The organism is Paenibacillus liaoningensis (genome assembly GCF_059609455.1).
The window spans coordinates 182,401-203,528 of sequence record NZ_JCAALU010000008.1; the positions used below are offsets into that span (position 1 = coordinate 182,401).

Consider the following 21,128-nt stretch of genomic DNA (forward strand, 5'->3'; position numbering starts at 1 on the left):
CATATAGGAATTGCAGGTGCATCAGCGTTGGAAATGATTTCATTGGAATATCCGGCAATTGAGCTGCCGGAACAGCTGCGAAACAAATCGCTTTCTATTGCAATTGGACATTTTGACGGTGTACATCGCGGACACCGCAATGTCATTGAGCAAGTCGTTGCCGCTGCCAAGAGAACCGGAGGATTGTCTGCGGTTATGACGTTTAACCCGCATCCAAAGGAAGTTCTGGGCCGTGGCGATCAATATTACAATTGTTTGACGCCACTTGCCGTCAAGCAATCGCTATTTGCTGAATTAGGTGTCGATTTGGTGCTAGTCGTCAAATTTGACCATGATTTTGCAGCGATTATGCCGGAGCAGTTTGTTGATGAAGTGCTTCGCCCTTTAGGTGCAGCCCAAATTGTAGTTGGTTTTGATTTCAATTTTGGCTACAAGGGCCAAGGAAATGCTGCCACAATGAAGGCGTTATGCGAGCCGGACATTCAGGTCGAAATCGTTGAACCGTTATACGATAATGGCTTGAAGGTGAGCAGTACTTACATTAGGCAGGCGCTTAGCGACGGTGATATTGAGCTTGCTACGAAGCTGCTTGGCCGGCCCTATGAGCTAGCAGGGACAGTAGTGCATGGCGATGGCAGAGGCAGCAGCATTGGCTTCCCGACAGCTAATGTGGATGTTTCCTTGCCATATGTTATGCCGCGCCTCGGCGTTTTCGGCATTTCAGCAGTCGTACTCAGCAAGTCGTATTATGGCGTATTAAATCACGGAATGAAACCTACTTTTAATAAAGAAGATATTCGTCCTGTGCTGGAAGCCCATTTATTTGACTTTCATCAAGTTATTTACGACGAGCCAATTAAACTGCAATTTCATTCTTTTATTCGTCCTGAGCAGCGTTTTAGCGGTGTAGATGAGCTTATTCGGCAAATCCATGCGGATGCCGAGCAGGCGAAGCGGCAGTTTGGCGTCGAATAAATGCCGGTCGGCATTTACTTTTGCTATAGGCTTGTGATATACTGAAACACGTTGCGATTCTACTTTTTGTCAGAATACGCAGCTGCAATTGGAACCTTAGCTTGGATGTCCGCTCTCACCGACGGCGCCTGGGCTAATGGCGATTATTGAATATAAGTTCAAGGAGGTGACTTTAGGATGGCAATTACACAAGAGCGTAAACAAGAATTGATTGATACGCACAAAACGCATGCGAGCGATACGGGTTCACCGGAGGTTCAAGTAGCTATCCTAACGGAAAACATCGTTAACTTGACGCAACATTTCCGGGAGCACAAGAAAGACCACCACTCCCGTCGTGGTTTGCTCAAGATGGTAGGTCAACGTCGTAAGCTGTTGAGATACCTTAAAAACAAAGATGTTAGCCGTTATAGCGCATTGATCGAAAAACTCGGCCTTCGCCGCTAAAACATGTTTCAAGAGAAGCAACCTGGTTGTTTTGCTGTCCGGCATTACGGACTTGGCAAAATCGGGTTGCTTTTTGTAATATGCGAGGGTTAAGCAGGATATAGAGGTCCTGCTGGCGAAGGTTATGTTTGTCAATCGTTTAAATTAATTTTTGAAATACAGGAGGGATACGTTTGCAACAAGTTGAAATGATTTTGGGTGGACGGAAGCTTGTATTGGAAACAGGCAGACTTGCGAAGCAAGCGAATGCTGCTGTAACTGTTCGTTATGGCGACACCGTTGTACTCTGTACAGTGACCGCTTCCAAAGGTCCGAAGGATTTAGATTTTTTCCCGCTTACGGTGAACTATGAAGAACGTCTTTATGCAGTTGGTAAAATCCCTGGTGGATTTATTAAACGTGAAGGACGTCCAAGTGAGAAAGCGATTTTGTCCAGCCGTCTGACGGACCGTCCGATTCGTCCGTTGTTCCCTGAAGGGTTCCGTAATGATATTCAAATCGCGAATATCGTCATGAGCGTGGACCAAGATTGCTCGCCTGAAATGGCTGCAATGATTGGTACTTCCGCAGCGCTGGCCATTTCTGATGTGCCATTCAACGGGCCAATCGGCGGCGTGAGCGTAGGTCGTGTTGATGGTCAATTCGTGATCATTCCAACCGTTGAGCAAGAGCAGAAAAGCGATATTTTCGTTGTAGTTGCTGGTACGAAAGATGCCATTATGATGGTGGAAGCAGAAGCTAATGAAGTTCCTGAGGACGTTATGCTGGAAGCGATTATGTTCGGGCATGATGAAATCAAGAAAATCGTTGCTACAATCGAGCAACTGCAGGCCATTGCCGGCAAAGAAAAAATGGAAGTAACGCTTCATGCCGTCAACGAAGAAGTAAATGCAGCTGTTCGCGCATTTGCATCTGCTCGTTTGGTAGAAGCGATTCGCATTCCCGAGAAGCATGAGCGTCAAGATGCCATTGATGCCGTTAATGCGGACACGGTTGCGCATTTTGAAGAAGTATATGCAGAGACGCCTGAACTGCTTGGCGATGTCAAAGAAGTGCTTTATGATATCGTTAAAGAAGAAGTTCGCCGCCTGATCACACATGAAAAAATCCGTCCTGATGGCCGTGCGCCTGAAGAAATTCGTCCAATCGAATGTGATGTGGCGATATTGCCGCGTACACACGGATCTGGACTATTCACACGTGGACAAACACAAGCACTCAGCATTTGTACGCTTGGACCGCTTGGCGATGTGCAAATTCTTGACGGCATCAGCCCGGAAGAAACGAAACGTTTTATGCATCACTATAATTTCCCGCCATTCAGCGTAGGCGAAGCAAGACCACTTCGTCCTCCAGGCCGTCGTGAAATTGGACATGGTGCACTCGGCGAGCGCGCTTTGTCGAAAGTTATTCCATCTGAGGCTGACTTCCCGTATACGATTCGTCTTGTATCCGAGGTGCTCGAATCCAATGGTTCGACTTCGCAGGCTAGTATTTGTGCAAGCACACTTGCAATGCTGGATGCAGGCGTTCCGATTAAAGCTCCGGTTGCAGGTATTGCAATGGGTCTGATTAAAGATGGCGACCATTTCTCCATTTTGTCTGACATTCAAGGGATGGAAGATCATCTCGGCGATATGGACTTTAAAGTAGCGGGTACAGCAGAAGGTGTAACTGCCATTCAAATGGATATCAAAATTGACGGTATCGATCGTTCGATTTTGGAGCAGGCGCTTGAGCAAGCACGTGAAGGACGCATGCATATTCTAGGTAAAATGACAGCGATTATTTCGGAAGCTCGTCCTAACCTTTCTGAGTATGCGCCTAAAATTCTCACGCTTCGCATTAATCCGGACAAAATCCGTGATGTTATCGGCTCTGGCGGTAAAATCATCAACAAGATTATTGAGGAAACTGGCGTGAAAATCGATATCGAGCAGGATGGCATGGTTTACATTGCTTCTTCGAACGAAGAGATGAACCAAAAAGCCAAAGCGATTATCGAAGGTATCGTGAAGGAAGTTGTAATTGGTGAAATTTATTTAGGTACAGTAAAACGGATCGAGAAGTTCGGCGCATTCGTTGAAATTTTACCGAACAAAGATGGTCTTGTGCATATTTCCCAGCTGGCGAACGAACGTGTCGCTAAAGTGGAAGATGTCATTGCAATCGGCGACCAAATTACAGTTAAAGTAACGGAAATTGATCAGCAGGGCCGTATTAACTTGTCCCGTAAAGCTGTATTGACGCCAACTGTACCAGCACAATAACGGCTGCAGCGTTACATGGTAGGGGCACCGCAAGGTGCTTTCTTGAAATATAAGAATGCAGAGATTTTCTCTTATATTTACGCGTCTATTTCTACGCCAAACGGACTGTTGCCGCAAAAAAACGGCAACGCCGTTTACACTTGTTTTTTATACTCGAAGCAAAGAGCCAGATTCCATCTGTCTCTTTTTATTTTGCCGTCAAAAATCCCCTGCTTATATAAGGCAACCATTATCTCCCTAACATAATCTCGTCCCAATATTCATACATATGGAGCAATGAGGGACGGGGTGAATGAAGGTGCTGAGAAAAATAGGGGCAGCCATAGGCTGTATGCTGATTATGGTGGTGTTCATTCGGGCGAATGGAGGAGGTACGGCGGACTATATCAGCGCAATTAAACAGGAAAAAGGCATGATGACGCAGCTGCAAGAGTCGGTTTTGGATGAAAATAAAGCAAAGCTGCGCGCTGCTGTCGTAGCCGAAGCCGAGAGCCGCTCCATTAAGCCTATCGATGCCCGGATTGACCGCGTATGGAAGGCTATTCCCGGCTACAATGGGCTGGAGGTGGATGTCGACGCCACGGTGGAGAAGACGATTGCATCGGGCTCCCTTTCGCCGATTTTATATGTATACAAGGAGACGCCTCCTCGTATTAAGCTTGCGGATTTAGGGCCGCTTCCGGTATACAAAGGCAATCCAAACAAAAAAATGGTATCGCTAATGATTAATGTTGCGTGGGGCAATGAATACATAACGCCGATCCTTGAAACCTTGAACAAGGAAGAGGTAAAGGCAACTTTTTTTCTAGATGGCTCGTGGCTGAAGAAATATCCGGAAATCGCCAAGCAAATTCAAGCGGAAGGGCATGAAATGTCCAATCATGCGTATACGCATCCGAAGATGAGCGAGCTCAGCCGAAATGATGCTTATTTGCAAATTTCCCGTACGGAGGAATTGCTCAAATCGACGCTTGGCGTGACGAATAAGTGGTTTGCCCCGCCTTCGGGCGATTTTAACCAAATGACGGTACAGGTGGCGGCGGAGCAGAGGCTTCGCACGGTGTTATGGACAATCGATACGGTCGATTGGACCAAGCCGGGAGCAGACTGGATCATTCGGCGCATTTCGTCGCGGCTGGAGCCAGGCGCACTTATTCTGATGCATCCGACAGCGTCCTCGCGCGATGCTTTAACCGGAATGATTCGTGAAATTAAACGCCAGGGCTATGCGCTTGGCCCCGTTAGCGAGACGCTTTCGGAGGCGCGGATACCTGCTGCTGTTGAGCCGCAACCATAATTTTGATATAGTGTTAACATTCATGCTTACAGGAGGACCCTACGTGAAAAAATATACGCTTAGCAACGGTTTAAGAGTCGTAGTTGAATATATCCCAACCTGCCGTTCGGTTTCATTTGGCATTTGGGTCAAAACAGGCTCCCGCAATGAGACGCCTGAAAATAACGGGATCTCCCATTTTATCGAACATATGCTTTTCAAGGGGACAGATCAGCGGACGGCTAAAGATATTGCCGATCTGTTCGATGGTATTGGGGGCAATGTAAATGCATTTACCTCCAAAGAGTATACCTGCTATTACGCCAAGGTGCTGGATGAGCATTTGCCGCTCGCTGTTGATGCGCTTTCGGACATGTTTTTCAATTCCAAGCTGGATTTGGCGGATTTGGCGAAAGAGCGGAATGTTATTTTAGAAGAAATTTCGATGTATGAGGATACGCCAGATGACAAGGTGCATGATGAAGCTTCGCGTGCCGCTTATGGCGATCACCCTCTCGCTTATTCGATTCTGGGCCTAGAGGAGCGTCTTGCCGAAATGACGCCTGATACACTGCGCGCGTATATGAACGATTATTACACGATTGACAACACCGTCGTCAGTGTCGCCGGCAATGTGGAAGAGGGCAAGCTGCTGGAGCTGCTGGAGAAGTACTTTGGCAAGTTTGACCGTAAAGGTACATCGCAGCTGGTGGAGGCGCCGGATTTCCGCGGCGATTATATTTTCTATAAAAAGAAAACCGAGCAAAATCATCTTTGCCTGTCCTTTCAGGGCTGTTCGATTTCCGATGAGAAGCTTTATGCGATGGTGCTGCTCAATAATGCGCTTGGCGGCGGCATGAGCTCGCGCCTGTTCCAAGAAATTCGCGAAAAACGCGGCCTTGCTTATTCGGTTTATTCCTATCACTCCTCTTATGCGGACAGCGGCCTGTTCACCTTGTATGCGGGTACGGCGCCTAAGCAAACGAAGGAAGTGCTTGATTTGACGATGGAGCAGTTAGAGGAGCTTGCTTCCAAGGGGCTTGAGGATGCTGAGCTTCATCGCGGCAAAGAGCAGTTGAAGGGCAGCCTGATTCTCAGTCTGGAGAGCACGAGCAGCCGAATGACCCGTCTTGGGAAAAATGAGCTGATGCTGGGCCGGCATTACACGCTCGATGAGCTGCTTGAGCGCATTGATTCCGTGAAGATGGAAGATGTGAGGAGCGTAACAGAGCGTTTGCTTGCAGCACCTTTTGCGGTGGCGATGGTAGGTTCGAGTGAAAGGGCTGCATCTAAACTTGGGAGGGATCGTTTTGTATCGCGTACTGTTTAAAAGAGTAGAGGGCAACGAAGACATCAAGCTTCCTTGCAAAATGTCCGAATGGGCTGCAGGCTTCGACCTGCAGGCCGCTGTATCAGAGCCTGTTGAGCTGGCACCGGGAGAGCGCAAGCTCATTCCTACAGGCTTTGCCATGGCTATGCCAGCCGAGCTGGAGGCGCAAATCCGCCCGCGCAGCGGCCTGGCTTACAAGCATGGCATTACATGCTTGAACTCCCCAGGAACGATCGACGCCGATTACCGCGGCGAAGTGAAGGTGCTGCTCGTCAATTTGGGGCAGGAGCCGTTCACGATTGCACGCGGCGAGCGCATCGCCCAAATGGTGTTCCAGCAAGTTCCGGTTGTCACCATTGAAGAGACATCCGAATTGCCGGATACCGTGCGTGGCAGCGGCGGGTTCGGACATACTGGCGTTTAAGGATTAGAAGACCGGAGCAGATGCTCCGGTCTTTTTTTTCACCCATTCTAGGCCCAGGCATAAGATAGTCTATATCTACATGCGCAAGAGAGGAGTGAAGCCGATGCTAACAGGCGTTCAAGTGCTGCTTATCGGCGGCGACGCCAGGCAGCTTGAGGTGATCCGCAAACTGGCGGAGCTGGATGCGACCGTAGTCATAACGGGCTTTGACGGTCTGCAGTCGACGCCAGAGGGAGCGGTTCAGGCTGAATATAATGAACGGCTGTTTGACGGGGTTGACGCACTAGTGCTGCCTGCCGTCGGAACCGATGACCAGGGCGTCATCAGCGCTGTATTCAGCGATAGCAAGATCAGGCTGGAAGAGCGCCATATGGCACGCTTGCCTAAGCACTGCAAAGTATACGCTGGTATGGCAAAACCATATTTAAGCGACCTTTGCAAGCAGCATCAGCTGGAATTGGTAGAGTTATTTGAGCGCGACGATGTCGCAATTTACAACTCCATTCCGACAGCTGAAGGTGCGGTAATGATGGCGATTCAACATACCGATATTACGATTCATGGCTCCACCTGCATGGTGCTCGGGTTCGGAAGAACGGGGTTCACATTGGCGCGGACGTTAAAGGGCTTAGGGGCGAATGTGCTTGTCGGAGTACGCAAGGGAGAGCATTTTGCAAGAGCGCTCGAAATGGGCTTCGAGCCTTTCTACACCAGCAATTTGCGGCAATATACGGGCAATATTGACTTGCTTTTTAACACAATTCCGACTATGATAGTCACAGCGCAAATTATAGCAAATCTTCCTTCGCGAAGCGTCATTATTGATCTGGCTTCGAAGCCTGGCGGAACTGATTTCCGCTTTGCTGAGAAACGGGCTATTAAGGCGATGCTCGCGCCCGGACTCCCCGGTATCGTCGCACCCAGAACTGCTGGACGAATCATAGCCGATTGTTTAACACAATTGATTATGGACGACTTGATAAATCGGGGGAATGGGGAATGAATTGGTCCGGACTTACGGTAGGGTATGCATTGTCAGGGTCTCACTGCACGTTTGCCGAGGTTATGCCGCAAATCCAGCGGTTTGTAGACGCAGGCGCGAACGTAGTACCTATAGTATCGCAGACGATTATGACGACGGATACGAGATTCGGAACGTCGGAGCAGTGGCAGACACAGCTCAAAGCGATAACTGGCAATGAAATTATTTCGACGATCGTGCAAGCGGAGCCGCTTGGCCCATCCAAGCTTATTGATGTGCTGCTCATTGCTCCATGCACGGGCAATACAACAAGCAGGCTGGCTAATGCGCAGACTGACAGTGCGGTGCTCATGGCTTCCAAATCGCAAATGCGAAATGGAAGGCCAATCGTCATTGCAATTTCTACGAATGATGGCCTTGGCCTTAATTTGGCGAATATTGCGAAGCTGATCGTAACGAAAAATATTTATTTTGTGCCGTTCGGCCAAGATAATCCGGTACAGAAGCCCAATTCGCTCGTAGCGAGAATGGATTTGGTACTGGAAACATGCGAGGCGGCGCTGCAAGGCAAACAGTTACAACCGCTCATTATTGAGCGTTTTAATTATTAAGTTTTTTATTCTGAGTTTTTATAAGACCGAGGGGAGCATTACGGCAAATGTCAAATCAAAAATTGTTTAACGTTGCAGTAGTTGGCGCAACAGGCGCAGTAGGGGAACAAATACTAAACTTGCTCGATAAGAGAAACTTCCCTATTAAGGAACTGAAGCTTCTGTCTTCAGCGAGGTCTGCTGGTACGAAAATCACATTCAAAGGCCAGGAAGTGACGGTGGAGGAAGCGAAGCCGGAAAGCTTTAAGGGCATTGATATAGCATTATTCAGCGCTGGTGGAGACGTTACGAAGGCGCTCGCGCCGCATGCAGTTGAATATGGAACGGTATGTATTGACAATACGAACGCTTACCGTATGGACCCAAATACGCCGCTTGTTGTGCCTGAAGTGAATATTGACAAGGTAAGCGAGCATAAAGGTATTATTGCGAATCCGAACTGTTCGACAATTCAGATGGTAGCTGCGCTTAAGCCGCTTCAAGACAAATACGGCATTAACCGCATTATCGTATCGACTTATCAAGCAGTATCTGGAGCAGGTGCGAAAGCCATTGAGGAAATGCTGCGCCAGACGCGTGCATCCCTTGACGGCGAAGCGGTCAATCCGGCTATTTTGCCAGTAGGCTCGCTGCCTGTGAAGCATCAAATCGCCTTTAATGCGATTCCGCAAATCGACAAGTTCCAAGAAAACGGCTACACGCTTGAAGAGATGAAGATGGTCAATGAAACGAAGAAAATTTTGGATGACCAGACCATTGAGGTTACTGCTACTTGCGTACGTATTCCAGTCGTTTACGGCCATTCGGAATCGGTTTTTGTTGAGCTGAAAAATAACTACGATTTGGAAGATGTCAAGCAGCTGTTGTCTGACGCCCCGGGTGTCGTGCTGGTTGATGATCCGGCGAATCAGCTTTACCCGCTCGCAACGGAAGCAGCCGGCAAGCCGGAAGTATTTGTCGGACGTTTGAGACGCGATCTTGGCCATGAAAATGGGCTTAACCTATGGATCGTATCGGATAACCTGCTTAAAGGGGCCGCATGGAATGCGGTTCAAATCGCCGAGCACATCGCACAGGCTTAACGAATAAACGGTGTAAGGACTTGATAGCTGGCGGCATCTTGCCTTTCGGTGATGGGGGAAGAGGCTTATGCGAACTCTCGTTATGAAGTTTGGAGGAACCTCGGTATCATCCGATTTTGCCAGAAATCATTGTTTGGAGCATATTAAGCGTGAACGCGAAAATGGTTTTCAGCTCGTCGTTGTCGTTTCGGCTATGGGTCGCCTAGGCGACCCTTATGCTACGGATACGCTGCTTGATTTAGTACGAAGCAATGGTGACTCGCTTCCGCTGCGTGAGCGGGATATGCTGCTGGGCTGTGGTGAGATGATTTCTGCCGCGGTCTTATGCAGCTTGCTTTGTTCAAAGGGCATTCCCACTACTATTTTAAGCGGCTATCAGGCAGGCATTATAACGGACGGGCATTTCGGCCAAGCGAGAATTGCCGACTTGCGTCCGGAACAGCTTCTAACGAATCTTGGTGAAAATAAAGTCGTTATCGTTACCGGTTTTCAAGGCGGTACCGAAAGTGGGGAGCTGACTACGCTCGGCCGCGGCGGGAGCGATACGTCGGCGACTGCACTTGGCGCTTCGCTGCGTGCAGAGCGAGTAGATATTTATACCGATGTTAACGGAATTTTGACAGCTGATCCGCGAATTGTGAATGATGCAAAACCGCTTCTTGTCGTCAGCTATGCAGAAATTTGCAATATGGCTCGTCAAGGGGCTAAGGTCATTCACCCGCGTGCTGTTGAAATTGCCCAGCAAGCCAGAATACCGATTCGTGTGCGCTCGACCTTTTCGCTCGATGAAGGAACGTTAGTAACGGATAGCCCGCTCCATGCTACCGGAATGGTAAGTGACCGTCATGTAACAGGCATTGCGCATGTAGCGGGCATTACTCAAATTTCGGTGCAGACGGTAGAAGGCAAGGCGGACGTCCAGCTGCAAGTTTTTCAAACGATGGCCCGTCATCATATTAGCGTAGATTTTATAAATGTGACGCCAAGCGGAGTCGTCTACACCGTATTTGACTACGATGCAGCTAAGGCTGTAGCCGTACTGACGGACTGCGGTTATGCACCGACCGCGATTAGCGGCTGTGCAAAGGTATCTGTCATTGGCGGCGGCATGAACGGTGTTCCAGGCATTATGGCCCGTATTGTAGAAGCCCTTACACTGCAGGGAATTGCTATAATGCAGGCGGCGGACTCCAATACGACCATTTGGGTACTGGTTAAAGATGCGGATATGGCATCTGCGCTGCGTGCGCTTCATGCCAAGTTCGAGCTTCATTTGTAGCAGGAAACACAGGCAATAGACCTGTTTTGCGAAGCAAAGCTTTGGGCCTGAGCTTGCGAAGAAGCTTTTGCTTTGCGAAACTTGAATGTAGATAGCTTACGAAGTAAGTTTTGCTCCGCAAAACTTTAAGATTATGCTTACGAAGTAAGTTTTGCTCCGCAAAACTTTAAGGAGGAGTCAAAATGGAATATGGAAGGTTAGTTACGGCGATGGTCACCCCATTCGATGCCGCTGGCGAAATTGATTGGGATGCGACTGGGCGATTAATCGATTACTTAATTGAAGAGCAGCTTAGCGAGAGTCTTGTTGTATCCGGTACGACGGGGGAATCTCCTACACTTACGGATGCGGAGAAAGAAGCGCTATTTCGTTTTTCGGTAGAGCGCGCTGCTGGACGGGCTAAAATTATCGCAGGCACAGGCAGCAATGATACGGCACATTCCATCCATTTGACAAAGGTGGCAGAGGCATGTGGAGTTGACGGCGTGCTGCTTGTTGCTCCTTATTACAACAAGCCGAGCCAGGAAGGCCTTTATCAGCATTTTAAAGCGATTGCAGATTCGACGAAGCTTCCGGTTGTATTGTACAACGTTCCGGGCCGTACAGTCGTGAATATTTCGGTTGAAACGACGTTGCGCCTAGCGGCGATTAGCAACATTGTAGCTACAAAAGATTGTGCGTCATCGGAACAGATTATTCAGCTTGTAGCAGGCGCTCCAGAGGGCTTTAAGGTTTACAGTGGCGACGATGCGGCAACGCTCCCGACTTTAGCAGTAGGCGGTTATGGCATTATCAGTGTAGCTAGCCATGTTATCGGCAAAAAAATGAAGCAGCTTATCGATGCTTATGTGAGTGGAGACGTTGCTTTGGCGGCCAAGCTAAACGCTGAATGCTTCCCGGTATTCAAGGGCTTGTTCGAATGTCCGAATCCGGTACCGAACCCGGTTGCTCTGAAGCATGTAATGGGACTGAGCGGCTTCCCGGTTGGCGGAGTTAGACTTCCATTGGTAGGCGTTACCGAATCGGAAGCTGAATTTTTGCAAAACCTCGTCGATTCATCAACCGCATTTTAATTCAAGCTCTTCATAAATCATTAAGCTGGTGCCTAGGCACCAGCTTTTTTTATTCACTTTATTTTTCCAACATGAACTTTCATGTTATTCCTATTACATTTGTACTCCCTATTTTTCATATACAGCCGGTGATGCGGGCAATAAGCGGTTTTAAAAGCAATGGGTGAAGAGGAAGAAGCGCGAGCGTTCGCTTTTTCCTTGTGATTTCTACCGCTAAAGCTTTTACAGATTGGAGAAATCACAGGGGAATGGCGATCGACCCCCAAACCTTTCCCGCAGCGCCCCAACCTCACCCCATTCTTTTCCCGCACCCAGCCCCTCAGCCTTGTATTCGATCTTTTTCATCATGTATAATAAGTTCAAGTGATCGGGTGCGGAAATGATTTGCAAATTAAGCTAAGAATGGAGCAGCTTCCTTCTTGTTTAACAGGAAAAAAACATGACCTCATCAGGTTGGAAAAAGGAGGGATAGTCATTGTCCAAAAAAAATGTGCAGGATAAACTGTTGATTTTTGCATTAGGCGGTATTGGTGAAATTGGTAAAAACATGTACGTCATTCAATATGACAATGATATTGTAATTGTAGATGCGGGGCTTAAGTTTCCGGAAGAGGATATGCTCGGCATAGATATAGTTATTCCGGACATTTCGTATTTGAAGGAAAATCGCGAGAAGGTGCGCGGTATTGTCATAACGCATGGACATGAGGATCATATCGGCGGGCTTTCCTATATGCTTCGCAGTCTTAACGTTCCGGTATATGCCACGAAGCTTACGCTGGGACTGATTGAAGGCAAGCTGAAGGAAGCAGGGCTGCTGGGCGAAACGAAGCGAATACTGATTAATGCGGATTCGGAGATAGAGCTGGGCAGCATCCATGTATCCTTTTTTAAAACGAACCACAGCATTCCTGACTCCGTAGGCGTGTGCTTGGAGACGCCAGAAGGTGTCGTCGTGCACACAGGCGACTTCAAGTTTGACCATACACCAGTCAATGAGCAATATGCTGACATTAAGCGGATGGCGGAAATCGGGCAAAAGGGCGTGCTTGCTCTGCTGTCTGACAGCACGAATGCGGAGCGTCCAGGCTATACGCCTTCAGAGAAAAATGTAGGGGAAGAGCTCAAAGATATATTCCGCAAATCGCCGCAGCGTGTCGTAGTTGCAACGTTTGCTTCCAACGTTCACCGTATCCAGCAGGTCATCAACGCAGCTATTGCTACGGATCGTTATATTGCTGTAGTAGGACGCAGCATGGTCAATGTGGTCGGAATCGCTGGAGAGTTAGGTTATTTGAACATTCCAGACGGCATGATTGTTGAACCGGAAGCCGTGAATGAGCTGGCCGCGGATCGCGTCGTTATTTTATGTACCGGCAGTCAAGGAGAGCCCATGTCAGCTTTGACACGCATGGCGCGCTCGACGCATCGTAAAGTCGATATTTTGCCGGGAGATACGGTCATTATTGCAGCGACGCCCATTCCAGGTAATGAGCGGTATGTAGGGCGGACAGTGGACGAGTTGTTCCGTCTTGGAGCGAACGTCATCTATGGTCCAGGCTCGGTATCTGGAGTCCACGTTTCTGGTCACGGCAGCCAGGAAGAGCTGAAGCTGATGCTTAATCTGATTAAGCCCAAATATTTTATTCCCATTCATGGTGAATATCGGATGCTGCGGCAGCATGCTTTGCTGGCCGAGGCGGTTGGCATTGAGAAATCCAATATTTTCGTTATGGAAAATGGCGACACAGTAGAGGTGCAGGGGGGCAAGGCGCGCAGAGGCTCGAAGGTTCCAGCAGGCAATGTGCTGATTGATGGTCTTGGCGTTGGCGATGTCGGCAATATTGTGCTGCGGGATCGCAAGCTGTTGTCTCAGGATGGCATTCTCGTCGTTGTAGTGACGCTGCGGAAGCAGGAGGGCACCATTGTGTCTGGACCTGATATTATTTCGCGCGGCTTCGTTTATGTACGTGAATCGGAAGGTCTGCTCGATGAAGCGAACAAAATTGTGTCTGCTACGCTGCTGAAGCTGATGAACGATAAAGTGAACGAATGGGCTTCGCTAAAAACGAATGTCAAGGATGCACTGGGACGTTTCCTCTATGAGAAAACGCGTCGTCGGCCAATGATTTTGCCGATTATTATGGAAGTGTAGTTTAAAAATAAAAAGGAGTGAGGGACGCCCGGATAGCCGGAACGTTCGCCACTCCTTTTTATCGTTGAAACAGAGCAGCAGATTAGGATTTTGCTGCTATAGTAGCGCTGCTGTCGATTTTAGCCTTGCCGCCGCTGCCAATCCAGGTACGCTTCCATTCCTTTTGAATGAACGCGAGCATGAGCATGCTGAGCAGGGCGATACTGCTGAGAATGAGGAAGCCTGGCGTGTAGGAGCCCGTCGATTGATAAAGGCTGCCGAGAATAAGGGGGAGGAAATAACCGCCAACACCGCCTGCTGCGCCAACGATGCCGGTCATTATGCCAATCTCTTTACCAAAGCGCTGCGGTACGAGCTGGAATACAGCGCCATTGCCTGCGCCGAGACACATCATGCCAAGGAACAACAAGGTACTTACTACATAGAGTGGAGGCAGCAGGGAGATGGAAGCTAGCATAACACCAGCTCCAACATACAGCGACATCAGGACGCGAATACCCCCCAGCTTATCAGAGAGCCAGCCGCCTACTGGTCGAAAGAAGCTTCCGGCAATGACACAAATCGTTGTAAAATCTGCCGCCTGTATGGCGGAAAGTCCATACTGCGTATTGAAGAAAATCGTCAAATAGTTCGACATGCCAACGAAGCCGCCAAACGTTACACTGTATAAAAGACAGAATAGCCAAGCGTCCTTTTGCTTAAGAACCTGCGCATATTCGGAAAGTTTTTTAGGAGCAGGCTGATTCGGACTTTCTTTTGCAAAAATCGTGAATATTACAAATACGACTGCAATAGGGATGAGGGCAAGTCCAAATACGGCTTCCCAGCCGCCAAAATGCTGTGCCAGCCTGTTCGCAAAAAGCGTTGTCAAAACCGTACCGCTGTTTCCGGCTCCAGCAATACCCATCGCAAGTCCTTGATATTGTGGCGGATACCATCTGCTGGCGAGCGGAAGCGCTGCTGCAAAAGATGCTCCAGCTACACCGAGCAATAAAGCGACAAAGTGGAGCTCAGTTAACGAGTCAACGAATTTCCAGCCCCAAATAAGCGGAATCATAGTGACGAGCATGCCGATTTGGCCTGTTCTTTTTGGACCGATATGGTCTGTCATGAAACCAAGCACGAGCCGGAGCACCGAGCCGCCCAAAATCGGGAGCGCTACAAGCTTCGCTTTTTGTGCAGCATCCATCGGATAATCGCTGGCGATGACGACAATGAGCGGCCCCATCAAAATCCAAATCATAAAGCTGATATCGAAATACAAGAAAGAACTGAACAAGGATGGTTTATGTCCACTTTTCCAAAACGCTTTTTTATCTAACATGTCTCTATCTCCTCTATGATTGATTTTCACGTGCTCAGTCAGCATGGGTGATGGCGGTTTTCGCATTCCCGGGGTGCATGGCGCACCGCAATTCCAGCTGTCATATGAAGAAAAGGCCGCAGTCTGCCCCAAGCTAAAGCTCGGACGGATTGCGGCCTCATTGCCGAACGCCAGCACGACTCTGTGCGGACGATAGTTGCTCACCTCATTGTGAACTCAAGCTGAATTATAGAATATCGACTAATTCATGTCAATAAATATTACACAAAACTTAATTTTTCTCTATACGCTTAATTTGCGTCATATATATTGACATGAATGTCGAATTCTTTTATGCTCATCATAATCCACATAAAAGGCCGCACAATGGTGTGCCGCCGCCCACCGGCAATGAAGCCCGCTCCCTGCAGACAGGGAACGGGCTTTTATGCTTATTTTCAGCTATAAGAAGGAGGAGTCGAGCATGGCAGTTGCCCGTGTAGATCGTGTTGATATAAAAAAAGGTTTTAGCGTTGACGAAGCGGTTCGCTGTTTACTCGAACATACGCTGCCGGGAAAGGTGGAGCAAGTGCTTTTACAGAAAGCTGCTCAGCGAGTGCTTGCCGAGGATTTTTACTCCCCTTTTCCAATGCCGCCTTTTCGTCGAGCAGCGATGGATGGATATGCGCTCCATGCTGCTTTTACGCAGACGGCTTCACCTGGCAACCCGATTCGGCTTATTGTAACTGGCGAGGTGCAGGCGGGGGCGGGAGAAATAGCTTGGCATACGGGCTTTGGCAGCCGTCCTCTCATTAATGAACAGCTGACGGCAGTACGTATCTTTACTGGAGCCCCTGTACCCGGTGGTTTTGATGCTGTGATTAGGCAGGAGGAGATTCAGTCGCAACCGAGCCTGCATGGACAGCAATCGGATGCCTTAGCGCTGGGCATGTCGCAAATTCAAATCAATCAGCCCGTGCAGCTGGGAAAAAATATTGCCGAAGCAGGCGAAGATATAGCTGAAAACAGCCTCGTCATTAAAAAAGGCACCATACTTGGTTCGAAGGAAATCGCCATTCTCGCCTCTTTTGGACAGGAACACGCTTCTGTAGTCGCTCGGCCGATAGTTGCAATCCTTCCTATTGGAGATGAGCTGCTGCTTCCAGGCCAGCCCTTGCAGCCTAATCGGATCTATGATGCCAATGGCTTCGCCGTGGAAGCCTTTCTACAGGAGCAGGGAGCATCGGTTATTCGTTCCTTGCCCATTAAGGATGATGCCGAATTAATTGCTAAGGCGATTAAGCTAGCTGCGGAGCAGGCGGATTTGGTTATTACAACTGGAGGCATTTCGGTAGGTGATTACGATTGCGTTGCTCATGCGGCAGACTGCCTTGGTTTTGAGCCTTTGTTCACGAAAGTGATGATGCGTCCTGGGCCGCATTCATCAGCATTTATAAATCAAGGCAAGCTGCTGATCAGCTTGTCTGGCAATCCTGGAGCATGTTACACAGGGCTTGTGCTGTTGGTGAAGCCAATCGTAAAACATGGGATGGGGCTTGATGGAAGTGAGGCGGGGTGGAAGCAAGCCATATTAATGGACGATGTGGATAAGCCTTCGCCGTATCCCCGTTATATTCGCGCATTTGTGTGGATGGAGGAGGGGGAATGGCGGGTTAGGCCGCTGCCGAACGATAAATCGGGAAATATTGCTGCTTTTGCCGGGGCAAATGCATTGGCAGCGATTCCTAGTGAAGGCCTTCAGGCAGGAAGGCAGGCCGCATTTCTTAGTTTGACTTAACGAGCGTTTGCCATGTTGGCGATTTTACAATAATTCGGCCGTAAAGTGACGTTTTGCAGGAGCAGGGGCATAAATAAACGCGACATTCCCATACTATGACGAGCCGTAGGTTCAGCCAAAACGGTATTAGCCTTGTTCAAGAGGGGGAATTCGCCGATGTGGCCGTATTCAATGAGTTTAACAGGAGAACAACCTGAGCCGTATGACGAAGAGAAGAAAAAGGCGGCTGGGGCGCTTGACGCTTTGCAGCAGTTGGGCCAGGTAAACATTCCGCAGGCCGAATCCAATATTTTTTGCATGACGATTATTGGACAGATTGAAGGGCATATGGTGCTGCCGCCGCAAAATAAAACGACAAAATATGAGCATTTGATTCCACAGCTGGTCGCAGCCGAGCAAAATCAAAAAATCGAAGGTGTGCTGATCGTTCTCAACACAGTTGGCGGTGATGTGGAAGCGGGGCTCGCTATTGCTGAAATGATTTCTTCTTTGTCAAAGCCGACAGTTACGCTCGTACTTGGTGGCGGACATTCGATCGGCGTTCCGATAGCAGTAGCGGGCAACCTATCCTTCATTGCTGCGACAGCAACGATGACCATACATCCGATTCGCTTGAATGGCACCGTGATTGGCGTTCCCCAAACGTTCGAGTATTTGGATAAAATGCAGGAGCGCGTCGTTCGCTTCGTTACGATGCACTCCAAAGTGTCGGAAGCGACTTTCAAGGAATTGATGTTTAAAACAGGAGAGCTGACACGCGATATCGGAACAACAGTCATTGGCGGAGACGCGGTTCGCCATGGCTTGATTGATGCGGTAGGCGGTCTTGGCGATGCGCTTCGGGAGCTTAAGCGGCTAGTAGAGGAACGCAGGCAGACGGGAATGCCGGGGGTGTTTAACTAATGTCTGTTCTATATACGATTGTTCCGCTGGAAGAAGTGCTGGCGGGCTGGCAAGCGGAGGAGAAAATTAATCAGGGCCGCGAAGTTTGGGTGGATGGCGTATATATGCAGGTAGAGCCAATTGCGCCAGGGATGGGCAAAGTCATTCGACTCATTCATTGCGGGCTGGATGATTATTTAAATCCGCAGCTTTCGCCAGGAGCTGTTGTCAAATATTGATAAAGGATTTTGCCGTTTAAGGGACTATCGAACGAATAGGAACATTTGTCCACCTATGGTATAATGTTTTACCGGGGGTGACGAACGTTGGCTAAGAAAAGAAGGGGCAAGAAATCGCTCGCAGCAAATTTGAAATATGAGGTTTACGGTATTTTACTCATTACGGTATCGATTATTGCTTTATCGGGAGAGGCGACGGTAGGACGTTCATTGTCCAAACTGTTTGGCCTCTTTCTGGGTAAATTTTACTTTGTGATTGCACTGATTGGCATATATGTGGGGCTGGTCGTGATGGTCAAACGGATGTGGCCGAAAGGCTGGTCCAATCGGAAAACAGGCATGCTTGTGCTGGTGCTTGCCTTTACGCTGTGGAGCTCCATTGCGGAAATCGACCGCAAGCTTGGGGATACGACACTGCTGTCTGGCAAAGTGATTTTGAATCAGTTGGACAGCGACTTAAGGGGAGAGCTGCTTACTTCCAATCCGCAGGATTTGCGCCCGCTTAAGGACAAGGCTATTAGCGGTGGTTATGTTGGAGCGCTGCAATATTCCGTACTTTTCACCTTATTTGGGAAAATTGGAGCTCAGTTGCTCATGCTTGTCATGATCGCAATTTCCATTATGCTCATAACGGGGAAGTCGTATGTGGAGTTGTTCAAGACGCTGCGTACCCGCTTTGTCCGTATGCTCAAGCTGCTCGCAGCCAAATGGTCGGATTATTCCGCCGAGCGGGCTGCAGCACAATCAACTAGAAATGCAAGCGTGGTAACGTCAGCAAGCACCGTGCTTACTTCGGACAATACGATTGACGATGATGAAGAGGATTTTGCACCACGTCCAGTCAAAAATAAAAAGTCATTGTTTTTCTCCTGGCGACAATCCGATAAGTCGAAGGCTGCCGCCAGCCATGACGAATGGGAGCTGGAGGATGATCCGCTTCACGGTGAGTCTGGTCGTGGCGAAGAGGGCGCGGCAGTACCGCATTGGGCGGAAGATTGGGATCAGGACTGGGACAATGAGCAGGATGAATTTGCTGCCCAAACAGCGCCCAGCACAGTTGCTTCATCAACAGCTGCTGCAGTTCCGCTGCCAGAGACAAGCGCTAGCTTATGGCCTAGTGAGCAGGAGAATTTGGCTGCTAAAGATGCCCAGCCGTACGCTCACCCCGGCATAACCGATGAACAGGAATGGTCAGAGCCATGGAGACCGCAAGAAACGCAGGAGCAGCAAGAGCTGGTACATATAGAAGGAAATGAAGCAGAAGATTCGGAGTATGACGCAGATGAGCAAGCGAATGGTGCATTTGGGGAGCAAGCTGTTCAACAAGGTGACGATGAATATGATGAGCCTTTAATGGATAGCGAGAGAGTGGCAGAAGATCATTTGGAAGCTGCTGCTGTTCCTGGCTCAAACGCTGGCAGCCATGAAGCGAACCAACAAGCAGCCGAAAGCAAGCCGGCGCTAGCCGCATCAAACGTACCGCTAGTCAAGCCATACGTTTTACCGCCGTTTACTTTGCTGTCCAAGCCTAGCCATATGGTTAGAGGCGGCATTGGCTCCAGTTCCATGGAGGCGAAGCTTAAGCTGGAGCGCACACTTGAAAGCTTTGGCGTGAAGGCGAAGGTGCTTGATCCCGTTATCGGTCCAGCCGTTACCCGTTTTGAGGTTGAGCCGGCATCGGGCGTGAAGGTTAGCAAAATTGTCAGCTTGACTGATGATATTGCACTTGCGCTTGCAGCTAAGGATATTCGGATGGAAGCGCCTATTCCAGGCAGATCGGCCATCGGCATTGAAGTGCCGAATATGGAAATATCGATTGTTACGATGCGCGAAGTAATGGAAACAAAGGAATTTTATGATTCTCCTTCCAAGCTGTCGATTGCCTTCGGCCGTGATATTGCGGGCAAGCCAATCGTGGGCAATTTGGCGAAAATGCCCCATTTGCTTGTAGCGGGAGCGACGGGCTCCGGTAAATCAGTCTGTATAAACGGAATTATTACTAGTATTTTGTACAAAGCAACGCCGGATGAAGTGAAGTTTCTCATGGTCGATCCAAAAATGGTGGAGCTAAACGTATACAACGGTATCCCGCATTTGCTGGCTCCTGTTGTAACCGATCCGCGTCGTGCATCGCTTGCGCTTAAGAAAATCGTAGTCGAGATGGAAAAACGCTATGAGCTGTTTTCCAAATCGGGAACGCGAAATATTGAAGGCTATAACACTTTAATGGCAGACAATCCGAAAGCGGTTCTGCCTTACATCGTCGTCATCGTCGATGAGCTTGCCGATTTGATGATCGTAGCGGCTAATGATGTCGAGGATGCCATTGCCAGACTCGCGCAAATGGCCCGTGCGGCAGGCATTCATCTTATTATTGCAACGCAGCGTCCGTCTGTTGACGTCATTACCGGTGTCATTAAAGCGAATATTCCATCGCGGATTGCTTTTGGCGTTTCCTCACAGGTCGATTCGCGAACGATACTCGACATGGTCGGAGCGGAAAAGCTGCTCGGCCGCGGCGATATGCTTTACTTGCCGATGGGTACCTCCAAGCCGACGCGGGTACAGGGCGCATTCCTTTCCGATCAGGAAGTAGAGGCGCTTGTCGGTTATGCCAGAGGACAGGCAGAAGCGGAGTACAAAGAAGATCTTGTACCGGAAATTGAGGAGGAGACGGCTAGCTCTGACGAGGTCATGGACGAGCTGTATGATCAGGCCGTTCAGATCGTCGTCGAAGCAAAGCAGGCGTCGGTATCCTTGCTTCAACGCCGCATGCGTATTGGCTACACAAGGGCTGCAAGGCTTATTGACGAGATGGAAGCCCGTCATATCGTGGGGCCATACGAAGGCAGCAAGCCGCGTGAGGTGCTGCTTACAATAGATCAGCTCGAAGCGGGACGAATCAGTTCTTAAAATGCCAGCAGCGAAAAATTTTGCATAGAAGCTGCACTGATTTCTCATACTAGACTTAGGCAACGCTGCTAATTAGCGTACTATCTTGT

Annotated in this window: 17 protein-coding genes; 16 read left to right on the forward strand and 1 reads right to left on the reverse strand. The window is 49.1% G+C overall.

Annotated elements, in window-relative coordinates; genetic code table 11:
* Positions 1–33 precede the first annotated feature (33 nt).
* The 12 genes from AC6B99_RS13785 (at position 34) to AC6B99_RS13840 (ending at position 13,904) form a co-directional block, all read left to right on the forward strand.
* A complete protein-coding gene (locus AC6B99_RS13785; RefSeq protein WP_235533232.1) occupies positions 34–975 on the forward strand; it encodes a bifunctional riboflavin kinase/FAD synthetase in 942 nt (313 codons plus the stop codon).
* Positions 976–1,152: 177 nt separating this feature from the next.
* Positions 1,153–1,422 (forward strand): 30S ribosomal protein S15, encoded by a 270-nt coding sequence (gene rpsO, locus AC6B99_RS13790; protein WP_046230760.1) that lies wholly within the window; start codon positions 1,153–1,155, stop codon positions 1,420–1,422.
* A gap of 188 nt (positions 1,423–1,610) precedes the next feature.
* Entirely contained in the window at positions 1,611–3,692 is a 2,082-nt protein-coding gene (pnp, locus tag AC6B99_RS13795; protein WP_494864018.1) for a polyribonucleotide nucleotidyltransferase, read from the forward strand.
* A gap of 292 nt (positions 3,693–3,984) precedes the next feature.
* Complete coding sequence (locus tag AC6B99_RS13800) at positions 3,985–4,989, forward strand: polysaccharide deacetylase family protein (protein ID WP_056038133.1); 1,005 nt, start codon at positions 3,985–3,987, stop codon at positions 4,987–4,989.
* A gap of 43 nt (positions 4,990–5,032) precedes the next feature.
* Complete coding sequence (locus tag AC6B99_RS13805) at positions 5,033–6,298, forward strand: insulinase family protein (protein ID WP_494863944.1); 1,266 nt, start codon at positions 5,033–5,035, stop codon at positions 6,296–6,298.
* The gene (dut, locus tag AC6B99_RS13810; RefSeq protein WP_056038128.1) at positions 6,279–6,722 is read left to right on the forward strand and encodes a dUTP diphosphatase; all 444 of its coding nucleotides are present in this window, start codon (positions 6,279–6,281) and stop codon (positions 6,720–6,722) included. The genes AC6B99_RS13805 and dut overlap by 20 nt, the downstream gene beginning before the upstream one ends.
* Before the next feature lie 103 nt (positions 6,723–6,825).
* Positions 6,826–7,725 (forward strand): dipicolinate synthase subunit DpsA, encoded by a 900-nt coding sequence (gene dpsA / locus AC6B99_RS13815; RefSeq protein ID WP_056038125.1) that lies wholly within the window; start codon positions 6,826–6,828, stop codon positions 7,723–7,725.
* Positions 7,722–8,315, forward strand: coding sequence for a dipicolinate synthase subunit B (locus AC6B99_RS13820; RefSeq protein ID WP_496663547.1), 594 nt, complete (start codon positions 7,722–7,724; stop codon positions 8,313–8,315). Before dpsA ends, AC6B99_RS13820 begins: the two co-directional genes overlap by 4 nt.
* Positions 8,316–8,362: 47 nt before the next feature.
* Entirely contained in the window at positions 8,363–9,397 is a 1,035-nt protein-coding gene (locus AC6B99_RS13825) for an aspartate-semialdehyde dehydrogenase (protein ID WP_046230766.1), read from the forward strand.
* A 67-nt stretch (positions 9,398–9,464) separates the two neighbouring features.
* A complete protein-coding gene (gene dapG / locus AC6B99_RS13830; protein WP_056038124.1) occupies positions 9,465–10,676 on the forward strand; it encodes an aspartate kinase in 1,212 nt (403 codons plus the stop codon).
* A gap of 182 nt (positions 10,677–10,858) precedes the next feature.
* Positions 10,859–11,749, forward strand: a complete 891-nt coding sequence (dapA, locus tag AC6B99_RS13835; protein WP_494863941.1) for a 4-hydroxy-tetrahydrodipicolinate synthase — start codon at positions 10,859–10,861, stop codon at positions 11,747–11,749.
* Between the two features lie 475 nt (positions 11,750–12,224).
* Positions 12,225–13,904 carry a ribonuclease J gene (locus AC6B99_RS13840; protein ID WP_496663548.1) on the forward strand — a complete coding sequence of 560 codons (1,680 nt, stop codon included), beginning with the start codon at positions 12,225–12,227 and terminating at the stop codon, positions 13,902–13,904.
* Between the two features lie 82 nt (positions 13,905–13,986).
* Here the strand turns inward: AC6B99_RS13840 and AC6B99_RS13845 are convergent, their stop codons facing one another.
* The gene (locus AC6B99_RS13845) at positions 13,987–15,228 is read right to left on the reverse strand and encodes a nitrate/nitrite transporter (RefSeq protein ID WP_056038115.1); all 1,242 of its coding nucleotides are present in this window, start codon (positions 15,226–15,228) and stop codon (positions 13,987–13,989) included.
* 463 nt (positions 15,229–15,691) lie between these two features.
* Between AC6B99_RS13845 and AC6B99_RS13850 the strand changes: the two genes are divergently transcribed.
* From AC6B99_RS13850 to AC6B99_RS13865, 4 genes are all read left to right on the forward strand, one after another.
* Positions 15,692–17,005 (forward strand): molybdopterin-binding protein, encoded by a 1,314-nt coding sequence (locus AC6B99_RS13850; protein ID WP_494863939.1) that lies wholly within the window; start codon positions 15,692–15,694, stop codon positions 17,003–17,005.
* 156 nt (positions 17,006–17,161) lie between these two features.
* On the forward strand, positions 17,162–17,908 hold the full coding sequence (locus AC6B99_RS13855; protein ID WP_494863938.1) for an ATP-dependent Clp protease proteolytic subunit: 747 nt from the start codon (positions 17,162–17,164) through the stop codon (positions 17,906–17,908).
* Entirely contained in the window at positions 17,908–18,126 is a 219-nt protein-coding gene (locus AC6B99_RS13860; protein ID WP_473759297.1) for a YlzJ-like family protein, read from the forward strand. The genes AC6B99_RS13855 and AC6B99_RS13860 overlap by 1 nt, the downstream gene beginning before the upstream one ends.
* Before the next feature lie 87 nt (positions 18,127–18,213).
* A complete protein-coding gene (locus AC6B99_RS13865; RefSeq protein WP_056038103.1) occupies positions 18,214–21,039 on the forward strand; it encodes a DNA translocase FtsK in 2,826 nt (941 codons plus the stop codon).
* Positions 21,040–21,128 lie beyond the last annotated feature (89 nt).

Excerpts from the sequence above, each read along its gene's own strand:
- AC6B99_RS13785 (WP_235533232.1), top strand. The coding sequence starts at position 34 with ATGATTTCATTGGAATATCCGGCAATTGAGCTGCCGGAACAGCTGCGA.
- dpsA (WP_056038125.1), top strand. The coding sequence starts at position 6,826 with ATGCTAACAGGCGTTCAAGTGCTGCTTATCGGCGGCGACGCCAGGCAG.
- AC6B99_RS13825 (WP_046230766.1), top strand. The coding sequence starts at position 8,363 with ATGTCAAATCAAAAATTGTTTAACGTTGCAGTAGTTGGCGCAACAGGC.
- AC6B99_RS13820 (WP_496663547.1), top strand. The coding sequence starts at position 7,722 with ATGAATTGGTCCGGACTTACGGTAGGGTATGCATTGTCAGGGTCTCAC.
- AC6B99_RS13860 (WP_473759297.1), top strand. The coding sequence starts at position 17,908 with ATGTCTGTTCTATATACGATTGTTCCGCTGGAAGAAGTGCTGGCGGGC.
- AC6B99_RS13855 (WP_494863938.1), top strand. The coding sequence starts at position 17,162 with ATGTGGCCGTATTCAATGAGTTTAACAGGAGAACAACCTGAGCCGTAT.
- rpsO (WP_046230760.1), top strand. The coding sequence starts at position 1,153 with ATGGCAATTACACAAGAGCGTAAACAAGAATTGATTGATACGCACAAA.
- AC6B99_RS13845 (WP_056038115.1), bottom strand. The coding sequence starts at position 15,228 with ATGTTAGATAAAAAAGCGTTTTGGAAAAGTGGACATAAACCATCCTTG.
- dapA (WP_494863941.1), top strand. The coding sequence starts at position 10,859 with ATGGAATATGGAAGGTTAGTTACGGCGATGGTCACCCCATTCGATGCC.
- pnp (WP_494864018.1), top strand. The coding sequence starts at position 1,611 with ATGATTTTGGGTGGACGGAAGCTTGTATTGGAAACAGGCAGACTTGCG.
- dapG (WP_056038124.1), top strand. The coding sequence starts at position 9,465 with ATGCGAACTCTCGTTATGAAGTTTGGAGGAACCTCGGTATCATCCGAT.
- AC6B99_RS13800 (WP_056038133.1), top strand. The coding sequence starts at position 3,985 with ATGAAGGTGCTGAGAAAAATAGGGGCAGCCATAGGCTGTATGCTGATT.
- AC6B99_RS13850 (WP_494863939.1), top strand. The coding sequence starts at position 15,692 with ATGGCAGTTGCCCGTGTAGATCGTGTTGATATAAAAAAAGGTTTTAGC.